The organism is Bradyrhizobium sp. 197, from assembly GCF_023073375.1.
In the GTDB taxonomy this organism is placed as follows: domain Bacteria; phylum Pseudomonadota; class Alphaproteobacteria; order Rhizobiales; family Xanthobacteraceae; genus Bradyrhizobium.
Genome location: NZ_JADPJJ010000108.1, coordinates 212612 through 229692 on the forward strand (window position 1 = coordinate 212612; position 17081 = coordinate 229692).

The following is a 17081-nucleotide window of genomic DNA, read 5'->3' on the forward strand; positions in this document are numbered from 1 at the left end:
GTTCCTCACGTTCGCCGACGTACTTACGTCAACACTGCATGTCTTCCGGAGGGCTTCGATCCATGCATTCTCGTCTTCAGGACAGGCGGCGCGTGCGCGTCGGCATCGTCGGTGTCGGCAATTGTGCGAGCTCCTTCGTTCAGGGGCTCTCCTACTACCGGGAGGCCAAATCGAACGAGCCGGTGCCCGGGCTGATGAACGCCGATCTCGGCGGCTATCATATCAGCGACATCCAGGTGGCGTCGGCCTTCGACGTCCATGCCGGCAAGGTCGGACGAGACGTCGCCGAGGCAATCTTCGCAGCACCGAACAACACGCATCGCTTTTCCGACGTTGCGCAGACCGGCGTCGTCGTCCAGCGCGGCCCGGTCATGGACGGCATCGGTCACTATTTGAAGGAGGACATTCCGATTGCGGATGTTCCGGAAGCCGACGTCTCCGAAGTGCTCGCGACGTCGCGCACGGACGTGCTGGTGTCCTATCTTCCCGTCGGCTCGCAGCACGCAAGCGAATTTTATGCCGCGCGCGCGATCGAGGCCGGCTGCGGCTACGTCAATTGCATCCCGGTCTTCATTGCCTCGAATACCGACTGGCGGCGGCGTTTCGAGGATGCAGGCCTGCCGATCGTCGGCGACGACATCAAGAGCCAGGTCGGCGCCACGATTCTGCACCGCGTGCTCGCCAATCTCTTCCGCGACCGCGGCGTGCGGCTCGATCGCACCTACCAGCTCAATGTCGGCGGCAACACCGATTTCAAGAACATGCTCGAGCGCGAGCGGCTGACCTCGAAGAAAATCTCCAAGACCCAGGCCGTGACCAGCCAGTTCGACGTGCCCATGGATGCCGATAATATTCATGTCGGTCCGAGCGACCACGTGCCGTGGCTGACCGACCGCAAGCTGGCCTTCATCCGCCTGGAGGGCACGACGTTCGGCGGTGTGCCCTTGAGCGCGGAAGTCAAGCTCGAGGTCTGGGACTCCCCGAATTCGGCAGGTGTCGTGATCGACGCGGTCCGCTGCGCCAAGCTCGCCATGGACCGCGGGCAGGCCGGCGCGCTGACGGGCCCATCGAGCTATTTCATGAAGTCGCCGCCGCAGCAGTTCACGGACGAGGAAGCCGGACGGCGAACGCGCGCGTTCATCGACGACAAGGCGTATACCTGATGACGAAGATCATTCATCTGATCCGCCACGGGCATCACGCCCTCCTCGGCCTGACGCTATGTGGCCGGATGAAGGGCGTAGAGCTCGATGATCCCGGTTGCGAAGAAATGGCGCGATGCGCGGAAAGCATCTCACCGCGACCAACATTGATACAGTCGAGCCCGCAACGGCGCTGCATGCAGTCGGCCTGTATCCTTGCCGCGCATTTCGGCTTGCCGGTCGAGATCGTGCCCGCGCTCAACGAGCTCGACTATGGCGAATGGACTGGACGATCCTTCGAGGCGCTCGCCCCGGATCCCCGATGGTGGCGCTGGAACGAACAACGCGGAACGATCCGTCCGCCGGGCGGCGAAAGCATGCGGGCGCTCCAGAAGCGCGTTGTCGCCCATCTGGAGCAGGTGAGCAGCGACCGCGATCCCGGCACCGTCGTCGCCGTCAGCCATGCCGAGCCGATCCGCGCGGCGCTGCTGTATTATTCCCGGAAAGAGCTCGACGACTTCCTCTCGATCGAGATCGACCCCGGCAGCGTCAGCACCCTCAGCGTGGATAATCGCGGAATCAAGATCACCGGGATCAATCAGCGGGTGCCAGCGTGAGGATCGTCATCTTCGGCCTGACAATTTCCTCTTCCTGGGGCAACGGTCACGCGACCTTGTGGCGTGGGCTTTGCAAGCATCTCGCGCGATCCGGGCACAGCGTCGTCTTTTTCGAGCGCGACGTGCCCTATTACGCCAGCGCGCGGGATTTGCACGAACTGGCGGGCGGCCAGCTGCGACTGTTCTCGAATTGGGACGATGTGCTTCCTTTGGCGCGCAGCGACCTTCGCGATGCCGATGTCGCGATCGTGACCTCCTATTGTCCCGACGCGGTCGCCGCGACCGAGCTTACCCTGTCTGAGGGTCGCGCGCTGCCCGTGTTCTACGATCTCGACACACCGGTCACGCTGGCGAAGCTCATGGCCGGCGGCGCCGTTCCCTATATCGGGCCGCGCGGCCTGCGAGATTTCGCCTTGGTCCTGAGCTTCACCGGCGGTCCCCACATCTGCAACGAATTTCGCGACCGGCTCGGCGCCTGCAACGTCCGTCCGCTCTACGGCCATGTCGACACTGACATCCATCGACCGGTCCCGTCTCAGTCGCACCACCGTGCGCATCTGTCCTATCTCGGCACATATTCGCAGGATCGTCAGCGCGCGCTCGAGGCTCTCTTCGTCGAACCCGCACGGGCACGGCAGGATCTGCGCTTCCTGATCGGGGGTGCGCAATACCCGGAAGATTTTCCCTGGTCGCCAAACATCTATTTCGTGCAGCACTTGCCGCCGTCAGAGCACGCGTCGTTCTTTGCGTCGTCCCGGCTGACGCTCAACGTCACGCGCCGGGCCATGGCGGAGATGGGCTGGTGCCCGTCCGGGCGTCTGTTCGAAGCTGCTGCCTGCAAGGCCCCACTGCTCAGCGACGATTGGCCGGGGATCGATGAATTCTTTGCGCCCGGGCACGAGATCCTGATCGCGCGCGATGAAAAGGACACGCTTGCTGCGTTGACGACGGCCGACGCCGAGCTTCAGCACATTGCCGGGCGCGCATATGAACGGACCATGGATCAGCACACCTCCGACAAGCGCGCAGGCGAACTGATCTCGCTGCTCGAGCAGGCGGCATCCCTCGGCGCGCGCCGGCAACAACCCGAGGAGGCCTGATCATGTGGGGCATCGTTCCGGCCGCAGGCCGCGGCAGCCGCATCCAGCCGCTCGCCTTCTCCAAGGAACTGCTTCCGGTCGGAAGCCGACGGGACGACGGCATGGACCGTCCGTGCGCCGTCTCGGAATATTTGCTGGAGCGGCTGATCCTTGGGGGGGCTGACAAGATCTGCTTCGTGATCTCCCCCGGCAAATCCGACATCCTCGAATATTTCGGCGATCACTATGGCGGCGCCCAGCTCGCTTACGTCGTGCAGCCCGACGCGTCGGGGCTGTGCGATGCCGTGTTCAGGGCGGGCACGGTCGTCGGCCATGACGAAGACGTCATCGTCGGACTTCCGGATACAGTCTGGTTCCCCAAGGCGGCCTTGCAGGCATTGCCGGCCGCCGACCTGTCGTTTCTGCTGTTTCCGGTCGAACATCCCGAGTTCTTCGATGCGGTCGTGCTCGACGGCGATCGCGTGACGGAGATCCAGGTCAAGCAGCCGGACGCAGCGTCGAAATGGATATGGGGCGCCTTCAAGATGTCTGCCAACGGATTTCGCGAACTCCAATCGCTGTGGACAAAGCGCGACCACCGGGATGAATATTTCGGGACACTCGTCAACGCCTACATCGCGGCCGGCGGTCAGGGGCTCGGCGTCAAAGCTGGCGAATCCTATGTCGATGTAGGCACCATCGATGGCTATCGGACGGCAATGGCGTTGCTCGCGGAAAGCTCCACCGGGAACGGACGCTCTCGATTGCTGGCCGGCGGTTCGCCCGAGCCAACCCGCTCAGCCCCCGCAATGAACAATGGAGTGACCGCATGAGCAGAGGCGCCCTCTCCCGCGAGGAAATCCGCCAGCGTGTCGATGCGCTCGGGCCATGGTTTCACAATCTGGACCTGAAGGGTGTACCGACAGCGCCTTCACACTTTCTCGGCGACTATCCCAACGTGAAATGGCGACGCTTCTCCGGGATCATCCCGGACCGTCTCGACGGCAAGACCGTACTCGATATCGGCTGCAATGCCGGCTTCTACGCCATGGAGATGAAGCGGCGCGGCGCCGAGCGCGTCCTCGGCCTGGACACCGACGACGAATATCTCGAGCAAGCCCGCTTCGCGGCCGAGGTGAACGGGCTCAGGATCGAATTCCGCAAGATGTCAGCCTATGACGTCGGACAGCTGCGCGAAAAGTTCGACCTCGTGATCTTCATGGGGGTGCTCTACCATCTGCGGCACCCTCTGCTGGCGCTCGACCTGATCCATGAGCACGTGGCCGGCGATCTCCTGCTGTTCCAATCGATGCAGCGCGGCGACAGCCGCGTGGATCCGGTCGACAAGAACTACGACTTCTGGACCACCGATCAGTTCGATTCGCCGGGCTATCCAAAGCTGCACTTCATCGAGAACAAATATGCCGACGACCCCACCAATTGGTGGGTGCCGAACCGCGCCTGCGCCGAAGCCATGCTGCGCAGCGCCGGCTTTGCGATCGCAGCGCATCCGGAAGACGAAGTCTATCTTTGCAAGCGGGTAACAAGGCCGCAGGCGGAAGGTCCTGTCTATCCGTCGCGGGAGGCCGGCCAATGATCGAAGCCGCCAAGATCTGGAACGAGCCCAACAACAAGTCGCACTGGGACATCCTGATTGATCCGGACTGGACCATGTTCGCCAACCTGGCGCTAGCGGCCGGAAAGGCGATCCGCAGCGCCCATCCCACACTCCCGCGTGTGCTCGGCGGCATATCGCCGATTGATCCGTCGTTCATCCGCAATATGCAGGGGCGTGGCGTACTCGATCACGTCGATGCGGTAGCCGTGCACGGCTTTCCGCTCGACTGGAACCTGTGGCAGATTGCGGAATGGCCGGCCAAGCTCGAGGAGATCAAGGCGGTCACTTCGCTGCCGGTCTGGGTGACGGAGGTGGGAGTCTCGTCTTTCGGCGCCGAAGAGGTGCAGGCTTGGGGACTGACCCGAACCGCGGAGCTCTTGATCGGCCGCGCTCCGCGCATCCACTGGTACAGCCTCTACGATCTGCCTTCGAGCTGGGAGGCCACGACCCGGCATAAGGAGGCTGAAGGCTCCTCCTACTACCGGCATTTCCACATGGGCCTGCTGCGCGAGGACGGGACACCGAAAGCCTCGGCGGAGCTGTTCCGCAACTTTGCACCTGCGATGGGCCTGTGCCAGTGGTTTCATTTCGAGGACCACCGCCTCGATGACGCCGTGGGCTGGATGCGCCGGCTGGGCGTGCAGCATCTCAGGACCGGCCTGTCCTGGGCCGACAGCTTTCGTCCCAACGCGCTCGACTGGTTCGACCGCCAGATGGACGCGCTGGCCGAGTTTCAGGTTACGGTGACCTTCTGCTTCACGCCGGAGCACCGGGGTATCCAGCCTCATCACACCAGCCCGCCGCTCGACGTGAACGAGTTCGCGGATTTCTGCGCGCAGATGGTCGAGCGCTATTGCGCGAAAACAGGGGTCGCGCCTTCCGCGGCGTCTTCGCGTCCGACCATCCGGGAGCCGACATGCGTGCCCTGATCCTGGTGATGGACTCCGTTGGGATCGGCGCCGCGCCCGATGCCGTCAATTACGGCGACGAGGGTGCCGATACCATCGGTCACATCGCTGAGATGTGCAGGGTCGGCAATGCCGATGGTCCGCGGCGGGAAGGACCGCTTCAGCTTCCCAATCTGGTTGCGCTGGGCCTTGGCCAGGCCTGTCGTCTCGCAACCGGGCGCGTGCCGCCCGGGCTGGACGGATGTCCGGAGCATTCGCGCTTTGGCTGCGCAAGCGAGATATCGAAGGGCAAGGACACGCCATCCGGTCATTGGGAGATTGCCGGTGTGCCGGTGCCGTTCGACTGGGGCTATTTTCCAAGGACCAAACCGTGCTTCCCGCGCGACCTGATGGAGCGCCTGTGCGAACAGGCGCGATTGCCCGGCATCCTCGGAAACTGTCACGCCTCCGGCACCGAGATCATCGACGAATTCGGCGAGCGTCACATCAGAACCGGCGAGCCGATCGGTTATACGTCGGCCGACAGCGTGTTTCAGATTGCTGCACATGAGGAGACATTCGGGCTCGAACGCCTCTATGAGGTCTGCCGCGTTGCCCGCCGACTGGTCGATCCCCTGAACATCGGGCGCGTCATCGCCCGGCCGTTCATCGGCACGTCAGCAGGTCACTTCAAGCGAACCGCGCACCGGAAGGATTATTCCGTCCCGCCGCCCGAGCGAACGATCCTCGATCTCGCCGAAAGCGCAGGCCGTGACATCGTGACGATCGGCAAGATCGACGACATCTTCGCCCATCGCGGGACCGGGAGGAACATGCGGGGCGATGGCAACGAAGCGTTGTTCGATGCCACGCTTGATGGGCTGGCCTCTCTTGCAGAGGGTGGGATGTTGTTCGCCAACTTCATCGATTTCGACACGTTGTACGGCCATCGCCGAGACGTCGCGGGATATGCAGCGGCGCTCGAAGCCTTCGATGCCCGCGTTCCCGAGCTGCTTAACCGCGTGCGCGACGATGATCTCCTCATCGTCACGGCCGATCACGGTTGCGACCCAACCTGGAGCGGCACCGATCACACCCGCGAACAAGTGCCAATTCTGGCGGTGCGCGGGCGGTCATCTTCTCCGATCGGCAGACGCACCGGCTTTGCCGATATAGGGGCAACGGTCGCAAGACATCTCGAGCTGCAAGCGCCGATTCGTGGCGTGCATTTTTAGCCGCAGCGCCGGCCGATTCACTTGGGTTATTGATCCAGGTTAGAGAAATGTTTGTTTGTAGGTTTCGCAGGAACGAACATTCCTTGCATCGCTTCTATTTCCAAATGTGACTGGCGCGCCGGTCGCCCCGACCAGAACAGCAGCGCGCGCTTTCATTCTCATCACGGATTGATCCCGCAGGATCGGTCTCACGGCGGCACGGAGCGGTGAATGACGCGAGTATTGATCACTGGAGGCGCCGGATTCATCGGATCGCATGCGGCCGACGTGCTGCTGGCGGCCGGCTATGAAGTCCGCCTGCTCGACAATCTCTCGCCGCAGGTCCACGGAGGCAACCGCCAGCGTCCTGCCTATCTTGCCAAAGAGGCGGAGCTCGTCGTCGGCGACGTCACCGACGCTCCCGCGGTCGAACACGCGTTGCGCGGCACCGACATGGTCCTGCATCTCGCATCCGCGGTGGGCGTCGGCCAGAGCATGTACGACATCGAACCCTATGTCAGGACCAACGAGCTCGGCACCGCCGTGCTGTTGCAGGCACTATCCAAGCGCCCGGTCGAGCGGCTGGTGGTGGCCTCGTCCATGAGCATTTACGGCGAAGGCCTTTACCGGAGCGCCGATCAGAGCGTCATCGCCTGCGACGAACGGCCGATCGAGCAGCTTCGCCGGGGCGATTGGGAGCTACGCGATATCACCGGGCGCCCGCTTGATCCCGTTGCCACCCCGGAGACAAAGCAGCCCTCGCTGAGTTCGATCTACGCACTCAACAAATATGCCCAGGAACGCATGTGCCTGATCACCGGCAAGGCCTATAGCATTCCGACGGTGGCGCTACGCTTCTTCAATGCGTTCGGTCCGCGCCAGGCGCTGTCCAATCCCTATACCGGCGTGCTCGCCATCTTTGCCGCGCGGCTGCTCAACGGCCGGCCCCCCCTTGTCTTCGAGGATGGTCTGCAGCGGCGCGACTTCGTCCATGTACATGACGTCGCCCGCGCCTGCCGCATGGCGCTCGAAGCCGATCGCACCCAGGAGGTCTTCAACGTCGGCTCGGGGCAGTGCCGCACCATTCTCTCCGTGGCGCAGGATCTCGCCGAAGTCATGGGACGCGGCAACATCGGGCCCGAGGTGACGCGGAAATATCGTGCCGGCGATATCCGGCACTGCTTCGCCGACATCGGAAAATCGCGCGACCTGCTCGGCTTCGAGCCGCACGTCGCCTTCAAGGACGGTCTCCGGGAGCTGGCGGAGTATCTCGCCGACCAAATCGCTGACGATCAGGCGGAGCGAGCCACCAAGGAGCTGCAGCAACGAGGATTGGTCGCGTGATGAGTGAACGAGACAACAGACCCGTCCTGATCACCGGCGGCTGCGGATTTATCGGCTGCAACCTCGCCGACCGGCTCGCGGAACGCGGCGATCCCGTGCTGATACTGGACAATCTCGCCCGCGCCGGCGTGCGTGAGAACGCGCAATGGCTGAAGTCCCGGCATGGCGACCGAGTCACAATTACCGTGGCCGACATCCGCGAACCGATCCCGGTGATCGACGCCGTACGTGAAGTCCGCGCCGTGCTGCACTTGGCTGCCCAAGTCGCGGTCACCGACAGCGTGAGCGATCCGGCTTCCGATTTCGAGATCAACGCGCGGGGCACATTGAATGTGCTCGAAGCCGTGCGGCTCCACAATAGCGCCGCGCCGATCGTGTTCGCCTCGACCAACAAGGTCTACGGACGCCTGATCGACGACGGCGACATCGCGCTCACCGGCCGCCGCTACACGCCGACAAGCGGTCTGCTCGCCGGCGGCATCTCGGAAAATGCACCGCTCGACTTCTACAGCCCCTATGGATGCTCCAAGGGAACGGCGGATCAATACGTTCACGACTATGCGCGGGTCTACGGCCTCCAGACCGTGGTGATGCGCATGAGCTGCATCTATGGGCCCCGGCAATTCGGCACCGAAGATCAGGGCTGGATCGCGCATTTCCTGCTGAGCGCCATCCGCAGCAAAGAGCTGACGATCTATGGCGACGGCCATCAGGTCCGCGATGCGCTTCATGTGTCGGACGCGGCCTCGGCCTGGCTCGCTGTGCTCGATCGCATCGCGCTCGCCCGTGGACGCGTGTTCAATCTCGGCGGCGGCCCGGCCAACGCGATCAGTCTGCTGGAATTGATCGACCGCATCACCGATCTGACCGGCCGCAAGGTGGTATATCGCTTTGCCGATTGGAGGCCCGGCGATCAGCCCTGGTACGTGACCGACACGCGCGCCCTCTCCAGCGCGCTCGGCTGGGCGCCTCAGACATCTCTCGCAGACGGCCTCCGATCCCTTCACACCTGGCTGGATGGCCGCTTCGGATCGGCACAGGGCAACCGCGAGGCGCTGGCATGACGCGTGTTGCCCTCATCAACCCAAACTGGGATTTTGGCGGCAGCATCTATTTCGGCTGCCGATCTCCTCACCTTCCGCTCGAACTCGGGATCTCCGAACACTACCTGAAGGCGGCCGGGCACAAGACGCTGCTGCTCGATGCCCATATGTTCGACCTTTCTCTCGCCGATATCGAAGCCGAGCTGCGCGCGTTCGGCCCCGACCAGATCGTCATCACGACGGCACCGACTTATCTGTTCTGGCGCTGCGCCCCTCCCGAGCTCCGCGTCCCGCAGGAGCTTGCAATGGGGGTGCGCGACCTGGCTCCGATCCTCGTGGCAGTGGGCCCCCATGGCTCGACCGTGCCAAAAGCGGCGCTTCGAAAGCTCGGCACCGACGTCGTCGTAATGGGCGAGTGCGAGGCATCCTTGCTGCGTCTTGCCAATGGCGAGCGGGACTTTCCCGGCTTGTGCTTCGCCGATGGCGCATCGCTCCGCGTCAATGGCGGCCCGCAGGCCGTCGCGTTCAGGGATCAACCGCCGCTTGATTGGCCCGAGGAGATGATCCGGCGGCATCATCATCATCATCACCGCTTCGAAGCCGAGCCGCAGGCGCCAGGCGCCGAGGTCGAGTCTTCCAGGGGTTGTCCGTACAACTGCACGTTCTGCGCCAAAGAGAATTTCCGCAACGCTTACCGCAAGCGGCCCCCCTCCGTCGTTCTCGAAGAGATCGACGGCCTGCGCCATCAGGGCATCGAATATGTCTACTTCATCGACGAGATATTTCTTCCGAACGCGGAACTGCTGGAAGGGCTGGCCACACGCGGGCTGAAGTTCGGTGTGCAGACCCGCATCGATCTCTGGAAGCCGGACATGCTGGCTCTGCTCGGTGGGGCCGGCTGCGTCTCGATAGAGGCGGGGATCGAGAGCCTGACCGTCGAGGGCCGTGCTGCGCTTGCCAAGAACTGCAAGATGACGACAGACCAGCTTGCCGAACGTCTGGTCGAAGCGCGCCGTCACGTTCCTTTCGTGCAGGCCAACCTGATCGAAGTCCCCGAGGACGATGATCCCATCGTGCAGCGCTGGCGCCACACGATGCAGGATGCCGGCATCTGGGCCAACGATCCGGTCCCGCTCTATCCCTATCCGGGCTCGCCGGATTATCAAAAGCTGTGGGGCGAGCCCGACGATTTCGCCTGGGAGCGCGCGCACCGGCACTATCTCGCGATGTTCGACCAGTTCAGCGACGTGCAGAACGATCGCCCGGTTCCGCTCGAGGCTCTCGAACTGCAGGTGGCATCATGAGCCGTAGCTCGGACATCAGGATCCTGATGACGACCGACACGGTCGGGGGTGTCTGGACCTATTCCTGCGCTCTCGCATCGCAGCTTGCGGCGTCGGGGGCCGATGTCGGCCTCGTGACCATGGGCCGGCGCGCACGAGCCGAGCAGCGCGAGATGCTGCGCGGTTCCCGAGTGCGCCTGATCGAAACGGACCTCGCGCTGGAATGGCAGGATCCGGAAGGGCAGGACCTCGCCCGAGCGCGGCGCATCCTCACGAAGCTCGAAGCACAATTCAGGCCGGACGTTATTCACCTCAACAGCTTTCGCGAAGCAACCTTCGACTGGCACGCGCCGGTGGTACTCGTCGCGCATTCCTGCGTCGGCTCCTGGGCGCTGGCCTGCCGTGATACGGCTTGGCTGGGCGAGCCGAGATGGCGCAGCTACGCCGAACGCGTCGCGGCAGCCCTCGACAAGGCGCAGGCCTTGGTATGCCCAACCCAGTCCTTTCACGACGTGATCGCGCAGATTTACCATCCTCAATCGCCGGGCGCCGTGATCTGGAATGGGATCACACCCCGAGGCGCCCTCGGACGTAAGCAGGAGCTGATCCTTGCAGCCGGGCGGCTGTGGGACCGCGCCAAGAACATCGAGGTTCTTGCCGCCGCGGCGCCGGGGCTGGATTGGCCGGTCCAGGTGGCGGGTGCGGCGACCGTCAGCCCATCGCATTGTATCACCTGGCTTGGGCAATTGCCGTACGACGCCATGCGCGCGCGGATGGAGCACGCGGCGATCTTCGCGAGCCCCGCCTTCTATGAACCGTTTGGGCTCGCGGTCCTGGAAGCCGCGGCGGCGGGATGCGCGCTCGTCCTGTCCGACATCCCAACGTTCCGGGAATTGTGGACCGGAGCCGCGCTGTTCGTCGATCCCACCGACGGCAAGGCGCTGCATCGAACGCTCGCAGGTCTGTGCGCCGACGATCGCGAGCGGATGCGGCTGCAACGGGCAGCCTTTGAGCATTCCCTCACCTATTCCCTGACCCGGACGACGAGTGCCTATCTCAGGCTTTACGAGGACCTGCTCGCTTCCCGTCGCGAGACCGCGCCGGGAAGCCAGATCGAGGTGCGTGCATGAAATGCGTCCTGTTCTACCACGCCTTCACCTCCTGCTGGAACAACGGCAACGCCCACTTCCTGCGCGGCTATGCCCGCGAACTTCATGCGCTGGGTCATGAGGTCGTCGTGTTCGAGCCGGTCGACGGCTGGAGCCGATTGAACGCGATCCGCGAGGGTGGCACTCAGACCATGGAGGACATTCCGGTGCTGTTTCCCGGCATCGGCATCCGCCGCTATGACGCCTGCCTTGATCTGGATGAGGCGCTTCACGGCGCCGATCTCGTCGTCGTCCACGAATGGAATTCGCCGGAACTGATCGCAGACATCGGCGACAGGCGGGCGCATGGCGCTCCCTTCACGCTGCTGTTCCACGACACCCATCACCGCGCCGTCAGCGCACCTGACGAGCTTGCGCAATTCGACCTCGACGGGTTCGACGGTGTGCTCGCCTTCGGCGAGGTGCTTCGTCAGATATATCTGAAGCTCGGCTGGGCCGACCGGGCCTTCACCTGGCACGAGGCCGCGGACATCGCCCTGTATCATCCGCTGCCGCATGTCGAGCGCACCGACGATGTCGTCTGGATCGGCAATTGGGGCGACGGCGAACGCAGCGTCGAGCTCAACGAATTTCTGGTTGAACCGGTGGCCGAACTGAAGCTGCGCGCGGAGGTCTATGGCGTCCGCTATTCGGACGCGGCGCTCGACACCATTCAGGCGGCAGGTATCCGGCATGGCGGGTGGCTGCCCGCACACTGGGCTCCCATCGCTTTCGCCGGCGCACGCGCCACTGTCCATGTGCCGCGCGCCCCCTACGTCCGCCTGCTTCCGGGCATTCCGACCATTCGCGTCTTCGAGGCGATGGCGTGCGGCATTCCACTGGTCTCGGCCCCCTGGTCAGACGCGGAAGGCCTGTTCCCGGAAGGCGCCTATCTCGGCGCCGCCGACGGCACCGAAATGAAGCGCGCGCTTCGTGCGCTCCTCGACGACCACGAGTTATGGACCGCCACAGTGCAGGCCGGCCTGCGGACGATCAAGGAGCGTCACACCTGCCGTCACCGCGCGGAGCAGCTTGTCAGCATCGTGCAGGATCTCCGGGCCTCAGGCCGCTCGTCACAGCCGTCACGATACATCGGAGCCTCCGCATGAAGATCTGCTTCTTCGGATCCAGCCTCGTCTCATCCTACTGGAACGGTGCCGCCACCTATTATCGCGGCATGCTGAAGGAGATTGCGGCGCTCGGCCACGACATCACGTTCTTCGAGCCCGACGCCTTCGAGCGCCAGGCCCACCGCGACATCGACGATCCCAACTGGGCGAGGGTGGTCGTCTACGCCGCGACGCCGGACGGCTGGCGAAGCTCGATCGAGGGAGCCGCCCGCTCGGCTGACATGCTGATCAAGGCCAGCGGGGTCGGCGTTTTCGATCAGGAGCTGGAGAACGCCCTCACCGACATTCCGTCGAATGCGACGCGCATCTATTGGGACGTCGACGCCCCCGCCACGCTGGAGACGATGGCGGACGATCCGGAACATCATCTGCGCCGCGCGATCCGGTCCTACGACATGGTTTTGACTTATGGCGGCGGCGATGCAGTCGTGTCCGCTTATCGCTCCATGGGCGCGCGGGGCTGCGTGCCGATCTACAATGCGCTCGACCCGGCCACGCACTTTCCGGCACTTCCAAATCCACGTTTCACCTGCGATCTCAGCCTTTTGGCAAACCGCCTTCCCGATCGCGAGCAGCGCGTCGAGAGGTTCTTCCTCGACGTTGCGCGCCAACTGCCCAACAAGAGATTTGTCCTCGGCGGCTCCGGCTGGGAGACCAAGGAAACGCCGGCCAATCTACAGCAGGTCGGACATGTCGGGACCGGCGACCACAACGCGTTCTTCGGCTCCGGTCTGGCTACGCTGAACGTCAATCGCGACAGCATGGCACGTTACGGCTTCTCGCCGCCGACACGCGTGTTCGAAGCCATCGGCGCCGGAGCCTGCCTCATCACCGACCAGTGGGACGGCATCGATCATTTTCTCGAGCCGGATCGCGAGGTCCTGGTGGCCGCAAGCGGAGCGGAGGTCGCAGAGCATCTTGCCGCACTGCGCCCCGATCGGGCTCAGGCGATCGCAGGACGCGCTCGTGCGCGCATTCTGAGCCACCACACCTACCGGCAGCGCGCGCGCCAGTTCAACGATCTCTTTGCCGCAAGCAATTCGCGAATCGAGGCAGCAGAATGAACCTCACCATCGTCGTCATTGGTCTTTCGGTCACTTCGTCCTGGGGCAACGGCCATGCCACGACCTACCGCGCCCTGATCGAAGCCCTGGCACGACGAGGTCACCACGTCACGTTTCTGGAACGCGACGTCCCCTGGTATCGTGAGCACCGCGATCTTACCAAGCCTTCTGCGTGGACCGTCGAGCTTTATCAATCCTTGAAGGACATCCCGCTGCGTTTCGGCAAGATGATCCGAGACGCTGATCTGGTGGTCATCGGCTCCTATGTGCCCGATGGGATCGCGATCTCCGAATGGGTCACGACCCACACCGGAGGGCTTACCGCCTTCTACGACATCGACACGCCGGTCACGCTTGCGAAGCTCGATCAGGGTCTGGACTATCTTTCCGCGGCGATGATCCCGCGTTTCGACCTTTATCTGTCCTTTGCCGGCGGCCCAGTACCCGACATGATCGAAGAGAGCTATGGCAGTCCGCTCGCTCGGGTTCTGTATTGCAGTGCGGACACCGATATCTACGCGCCGCAACGCGCGGAGAAGAAATGGGCACTGGGCTATCTCGGAACCTACAGCGAGGACCGGCAACCGGTTCTGAAGCAGTTGCTGCTCTCCCCCGCTCGCACTCTGTCATCCGAGCAGTTCGTGGTGGCCGGCGCGCAATATCCCGAGGATGTGGTGTGGCCAGCCAATGTGGCCCGCATCGAGCATCTCACACCCAAGCATCATCCGACATTCTACGCGGAGCAGCGTTTCACGCTAAACGCCACCCGCGCCGACATGCGCGCACTCGGCTTTTCGCCGAGCGTCAGGCTGTTCGAAGCCGCGGCGTGCGGCACGCCCGTCATCTCGGACCGGTGGCCTGGAATCGAAACTGTCTTTGAACCCTCGCGGGAAATCCTGCTCGCGTCGAATCCACGCGACGTTGTTGAAATCCTGCGCGACATGCCGGAGGACCACCGGCGCTCGATCGCAGACAACGCGCGGCGGCGGGTCATCGCCGATCACACCTCCGACCACCGCGCCCGGCAGCTCGAGACGTACTACACCGAGGCGTCCGATCGGCGGTGCCGCAGAACAGCGCGCCGTCCCGTATCGCGTCCCTTGCAGGTCGCAGAACTCTGAAAGGCAGCGCCATGACACTTCAGACCCGCATCCAGGCGTCCCGCCGCTCCCCGACGGTGCTGATCGCCGGCGGCGCCGGCTTCATCGGATCCCACCTCTGCGACGCGCTATTGCAACGTGGCCACACGGTAATCTGCCTCGACAATTTGTTTACGGGAACGATCAGCAATATCCGGCCGCTGCTCAATCATCCGAGTTTTCGCTTCATCGAACATGACGTACGCGATCCCGTCGAGATCGAGGGCGATATCGACGGGATCTACAGCCTCGCCTGCCCGGCGTCGCCCCGTCATTACCAGAAAGATCCGGTCGGCACGATGAAGACCTGCGTGCTTGGCACCATCAACATGCTGGAGCTCGCGCGTCGGAAGGGCGCCCGAGTGCTGCAGGCATCGACAAGCGAGGTCTACGGCGATCCCGAGGTGCATCCCCAGCCGGAATCCTATCTCGGCAACGTCAACGCGATCGGACCCCGAGCCTGCTACGACGAAGGCAAGCGGGCCGCGGAAACGCTGATGTTCGATTACCATCGCATGTACGGGGTCGAGATCAAGATCGCGCGCATCTTCAACACCTACGGTCCGCGAATGCTGGAGAACGACGGGCGCGTCGTCTCCAACTTCATCGTGCAGGCACTGCGGGGAGAGCCGATCACGATCTATGGCGGTGGTACGCAGACCAGAAGCTTCTGCTTCATCGACGATCTCGTGCGCGGCCTCCAGCTGCTCATGGAGAGTCCATTATCAGTCACCGGGCCCTGCAATTTGGGTAATCCGCACGAGGTTACGATCGAGGCGATTGCCCGCGACGTGCTGGCGTATACAGAATCAGGCTCCCCGCTTCGGTTCGAGGAGCTGCCTAAAGACGATCCGAAGCGGCGCAAGCCTGTCATTGACACAGCCGTGAAGGTGTTGGGGTGGCGCCCGCGCGTGGCGCTCAAGGATGGTCTCCGGGCGACCATCGCGTATTTCGCCATGCGCATAGCCGGCGAAGCGCCGACGCTTGTTCCGGCCGCTGCACCTCGCAGGAGCGGACGTACCACTGCACGCGGCCGGTTGACGATTGCCGATCAGGGGTGATCCAGCCACCGGACGAGGAACCCGCAAATGCGACAGCGACCGGAGCGTGAGCTGGTTGGTCTGGCCACGCTGGCGCCTGACTCTGTCACGAGCGCGAATTGGCCGCGCGACAGATGGGCTTGTCGAGGTCCTCAACGTAGTGCTCGTATTCGGAGATAGCGCGATTGGCCATCCGAATCCGGTTGGTCTGGCCTTCGTCGACCATCATGGTGATACGCTGCGCCAGGAATACGCACGTCTCGAATTCATCGCTGATAGCCCCGCCACGGGCGAGAAAGTCCCACGCGATCTCGTAAGCCTGCTCGGCGGCGAGATTGCCATAGTCGCTGAAGATAATTTTCGTCATCACAGCCCAGCTAAAATGGTATGTATCGTTCCTGCAGGTCTCTGCACAAACAGCCGAGTTCAGCAACCGCCAAGCCGCCGGTCTCGCGGCAAGCGGGACCGGCGGCTTGCCTGTAGCGGCGACCGGATGGCGTCACGTCGCCTGACGTTGATGCGCCAGATATTCCATCGTCACCTTCTCGACGTTTGAGTCGATCCAGGCGGCCATGCGCTGCTCTTCCTGCAAGGACGTCTCGAGCAGATCCTTTGCTTCAGCCACCCCAGCGGCGCCGCAGAGGGCGAGCAGAGACTTGTAGGCAGCGATCTCGAAATTCTCGAACGCGTTGTTGGCGAAGGTGTTCTTGAGAATCTCGTCGCCGGCGACAGAATGCGCCATGGCCTGCATGTTCGCCATCACGGATTGGGTCGTATCCTTGAGGCTGGAGGAGTTTTCGCCGCAAGCTTCCAGACATCTCTCGAGCCGCTTGAGCTGTTCGTTGGTCTCCTGAAGGTGAGCGACGACTTTCGCCTTCACCTCAGGATATTCATCCAGCCGTTCCGACTGACGTTCCATCAGCTCCCTTGCCTGCACCTCCATCGCGTGCGCATTGCTTAGTCCGACCACGAATGTATCGCGTGCTACGTTAGCCATTTCCTGTTCTCCTTCTCATTGGCCTTGCTGCGGCCCAACCGCAATTTTCGCGGATCGTTCCTACTGGATATCTGGGTAACCGTGCGGGCTCTGGTCTTCCGCCTAAGGCTAACCTGCGATAACAGAACACAAATACAATTCGTCGCCGCAGGAACGCCGCCGACGAGCTGCGGTTTCCCAGAGCGTGTGGTCGCATCCCAACTAGGGTCTGTTGGGATTCATCTGGAGTTTATCGCGGCCGCGGCCAGATAGATCATTGAAGTGAAGCTCTGGTCGGTCTTGTCGGCGCGCATTGCGATGCGCTTGAATTCCTTGAGCTTGCCGAAGAAGTTCTCG

17 protein-coding genes are annotated in these 17081 nt (G+C 63.2%); 15 read left to right on the forward strand and 2 right to left on the reverse strand.

The features are described from left to right. The first annotated feature begins 62 nt into the window (after window positions 1-62). The 15 genes from IVB27_RS26305 (at window position 63) to IVB27_RS26375 (ending at window position 15769) form a co-directional block, all read left to right on the forward strand. Window positions 63-1163, forward strand: coding sequence for an inositol-3-phosphate synthase (locus IVB27_RS26305; protein WP_247446007.1), 1101 nt, complete (start codon window positions 63-65; stop codon window positions 1161-1163). Continuing rightward, complete coding sequence (locus tag IVB27_RS26310; protein ID WP_247446008.1) at window positions 1163-1759, forward strand: histidine phosphatase family protein; 597 nt, start codon at window positions 1163-1165, stop codon at window positions 1757-1759. Before IVB27_RS26305 ends, IVB27_RS26310 begins: the two co-directional genes overlap by 1 nt. After that, a complete protein-coding gene (locus IVB27_RS26315) occupies window positions 1756-2859 on the forward strand; it encodes a CgeB family protein (RefSeq protein WP_247446009.1) in 1104 nt (367 codons plus the stop codon). The genes IVB27_RS26310 and IVB27_RS26315 overlap by 4 nt, the downstream gene beginning before the upstream one ends. Window positions 2860-2861: 2 nt before the next feature. Further along, window positions 2862-3671: a nucleotidyltransferase family protein gene (locus tag IVB27_RS26320; RefSeq protein WP_247446010.1), complete on the forward strand. Its 810-nt coding sequence runs from the start codon at window positions 2862-2864 to the stop codon at window positions 3669-3671. Beyond that, a complete protein-coding gene (locus tag IVB27_RS26325) occupies window positions 3668-4435 on the forward strand; it encodes a TIGR04290 family methyltransferase (RefSeq protein WP_247350316.1) in 768 nt (255 codons plus the stop codon). Before IVB27_RS26320 ends, IVB27_RS26325 begins: the two co-directional genes overlap by 4 nt. Next, complete coding sequence (locus IVB27_RS26330) at window positions 4432-5385, forward strand: glycoside hydrolase 5 family protein (protein ID WP_247446011.1); 954 nt, start codon at window positions 4432-4434, stop codon at window positions 5383-5385. The genes IVB27_RS26325 and IVB27_RS26330 overlap by 4 nt, the downstream gene beginning before the upstream one ends. Next, entirely contained in the window at window positions 5373-6578 is a 1206-nt protein-coding gene (locus IVB27_RS26335) for a phosphopentomutase (RefSeq protein ID WP_247446012.1), read from the forward strand. Before IVB27_RS26330 ends, IVB27_RS26335 begins: the two co-directional genes overlap by 13 nt. Window positions 6579-6788: 210 nt before the next feature. Then, the gene (locus IVB27_RS26340; protein ID WP_247446013.1) at window positions 6789-7901 is read left to right on the forward strand and encodes an NAD-dependent epimerase/dehydratase family protein; all 1113 of its coding nucleotides are present in this window, start codon (window positions 6789-6791) and stop codon (window positions 7899-7901) included. After that, window positions 7901-8965: a GDP-mannose 4,6-dehydratase gene (locus tag IVB27_RS26345; RefSeq protein WP_247446014.1), complete on the forward strand. Its 1065-nt coding sequence runs from the start codon at window positions 7901-7903 to the stop codon at window positions 8963-8965. Before IVB27_RS26340 ends, IVB27_RS26345 begins: the two co-directional genes overlap by 1 nt. Next, window positions 8962-10248, forward strand: coding sequence for a TIGR04295 family B12-binding domain-containing radical SAM protein (locus IVB27_RS26350; protein ID WP_247446015.1), 1287 nt, complete (start codon window positions 8962-8964; stop codon window positions 10246-10248). Before IVB27_RS26345 ends, IVB27_RS26350 begins: the two co-directional genes overlap by 4 nt. Continuing rightward, window positions 10245-11357, forward strand: coding sequence for a glycosyltransferase family 4 protein (locus IVB27_RS26355; RefSeq protein ID WP_345946919.1), 1113 nt, complete (start codon window positions 10245-10247; stop codon window positions 11355-11357). Before IVB27_RS26350 ends, IVB27_RS26355 begins: the two co-directional genes overlap by 4 nt. Further along, on the forward strand, window positions 11354-12484 hold the full coding sequence (locus IVB27_RS26360; RefSeq protein ID WP_247446017.1) for a CgeB family protein: 1131 nt from the start codon (window positions 11354-11356) through the stop codon (window positions 12482-12484). Before IVB27_RS26355 ends, IVB27_RS26360 begins: the two co-directional genes overlap by 4 nt. Then, window positions 12481-13569, forward strand: coding sequence for a CgeB family protein (locus IVB27_RS26365; protein WP_247446018.1), 1089 nt, complete (start codon window positions 12481-12483; stop codon window positions 13567-13569). The genes IVB27_RS26360 and IVB27_RS26365 overlap by 4 nt, the downstream gene beginning before the upstream one ends. After that, window positions 13566-14690 (forward strand): CgeB family protein, encoded by a 1125-nt coding sequence (locus tag IVB27_RS26370; protein ID WP_247446019.1) that lies wholly within the window; start codon window positions 13566-13568, stop codon window positions 14688-14690. Before IVB27_RS26365 ends, IVB27_RS26370 begins: the two co-directional genes overlap by 4 nt. Window positions 14691-14701: 11 nt before the next feature. Beyond that, entirely contained in the window at window positions 14702-15769 is a 1068-nt protein-coding gene (locus IVB27_RS26375) for a UDP-glucuronic acid decarboxylase family protein (protein ID WP_247446020.1), read from the forward strand. A gap of 85 nt (window positions 15770-15854) precedes the next feature. On the opposite strand, the gene IVB27_RS26380 is transcribed toward IVB27_RS26375, so the two are convergent. Continuing rightward, on the reverse strand, window positions 15855-16115 hold the full coding sequence (locus tag IVB27_RS26380) for a hypothetical protein (RefSeq protein ID WP_247446021.1): 261 nt from the start codon (window positions 16113-16115) through the stop codon (window positions 15855-15857). A 132-nt stretch (window positions 16116-16247) separates the two neighbouring features. Then, the gene (locus IVB27_RS26385) at window positions 16248-16745 is read right to left on the reverse strand and encodes a ferritin-like domain-containing protein (RefSeq protein ID WP_247446022.1); all 498 of its coding nucleotides are present in this window, start codon (window positions 16743-16745) and stop codon (window positions 16248-16250) included. Window positions 16746-17081: the final 336 nt, after the last annotated feature.

Coding starts and splice junctions, on each gene's coding strand:
- IVB27_RS26335 (WP_247446012.1), top strand. CDS start 5,373: ATGCGTGCCCTGATCCTGGTGATGGACTCCGTTGGGATCGGCGCCGCG.
- IVB27_RS26330 (WP_247446011.1), top strand. CDS start 4,432: ATGATCGAAGCCGCCAAGATCTGGAACGAGCCCAACAACAAGTCGCAC.
- IVB27_RS26355 (WP_345946919.1), top strand. CDS start 10,245: ATGAGCCGTAGCTCGGACATCAGGATCCTGATGACGACCGACACGGTC.
- IVB27_RS26345 (WP_247446014.1), top strand. CDS start 7,901: ATGAGTGAACGAGACAACAGACCCGTCCTGATCACCGGCGGCTGCGGA.
- IVB27_RS26370 (WP_247446019.1), top strand. CDS start 13,566: ATGAACCTCACCATCGTCGTCATTGGTCTTTCGGTCACTTCGTCCTGG.
- IVB27_RS26350 (WP_247446015.1), top strand. CDS start 8,962: ATGACGCGTGTTGCCCTCATCAACCCAAACTGGGATTTTGGCGGCAGC.
- IVB27_RS26385 (WP_247446022.1), bottom strand. CDS start 16,745: ATGGCTAACGTAGCACGCGATACATTCGTGGTCGGACTAAGCAATGCG.
- IVB27_RS26360 (WP_247446017.1), top strand. CDS start 11,354: ATGAAATGCGTCCTGTTCTACCACGCCTTCACCTCCTGCTGGAACAAC.
- IVB27_RS26380 (WP_247446021.1), bottom strand. CDS start 16,115: ATGACGAAAATTATCTTCAGCGACTATGGCAATCTCGCCGCCGAGCAG.
- IVB27_RS26375 (WP_247446020.1), top strand. CDS start 14,702: ATGACACTTCAGACCCGCATCCAGGCGTCCCGCCGCTCCCCGACGGTG.
- IVB27_RS26340 (WP_247446013.1), top strand. CDS start 6,789: ATGACGCGAGTATTGATCACTGGAGGCGCCGGATTCATCGGATCGCAT.
- IVB27_RS26310 (WP_247446008.1), top strand. CDS start 1,163: ATGACGAAGATCATTCATCTGATCCGCCACGGGCATCACGCCCTCCTC.
- IVB27_RS26365 (WP_247446018.1), top strand. CDS start 12,481: ATGAAGATCTGCTTCTTCGGATCCAGCCTCGTCTCATCCTACTGGAAC.
- IVB27_RS26320 (WP_247446010.1), top strand. CDS start 2,862: ATGTGGGGCATCGTTCCGGCCGCAGGCCGCGGCAGCCGCATCCAGCCG.
- IVB27_RS26305 (WP_247446007.1), top strand. CDS start 63: ATGCATTCTCGTCTTCAGGACAGGCGGCGCGTGCGCGTCGGCATCGTC.
- IVB27_RS26325 (WP_247350316.1), top strand. CDS start 3,668: ATGAGCAGAGGCGCCCTCTCCCGCGAGGAAATCCGCCAGCGTGTCGAT.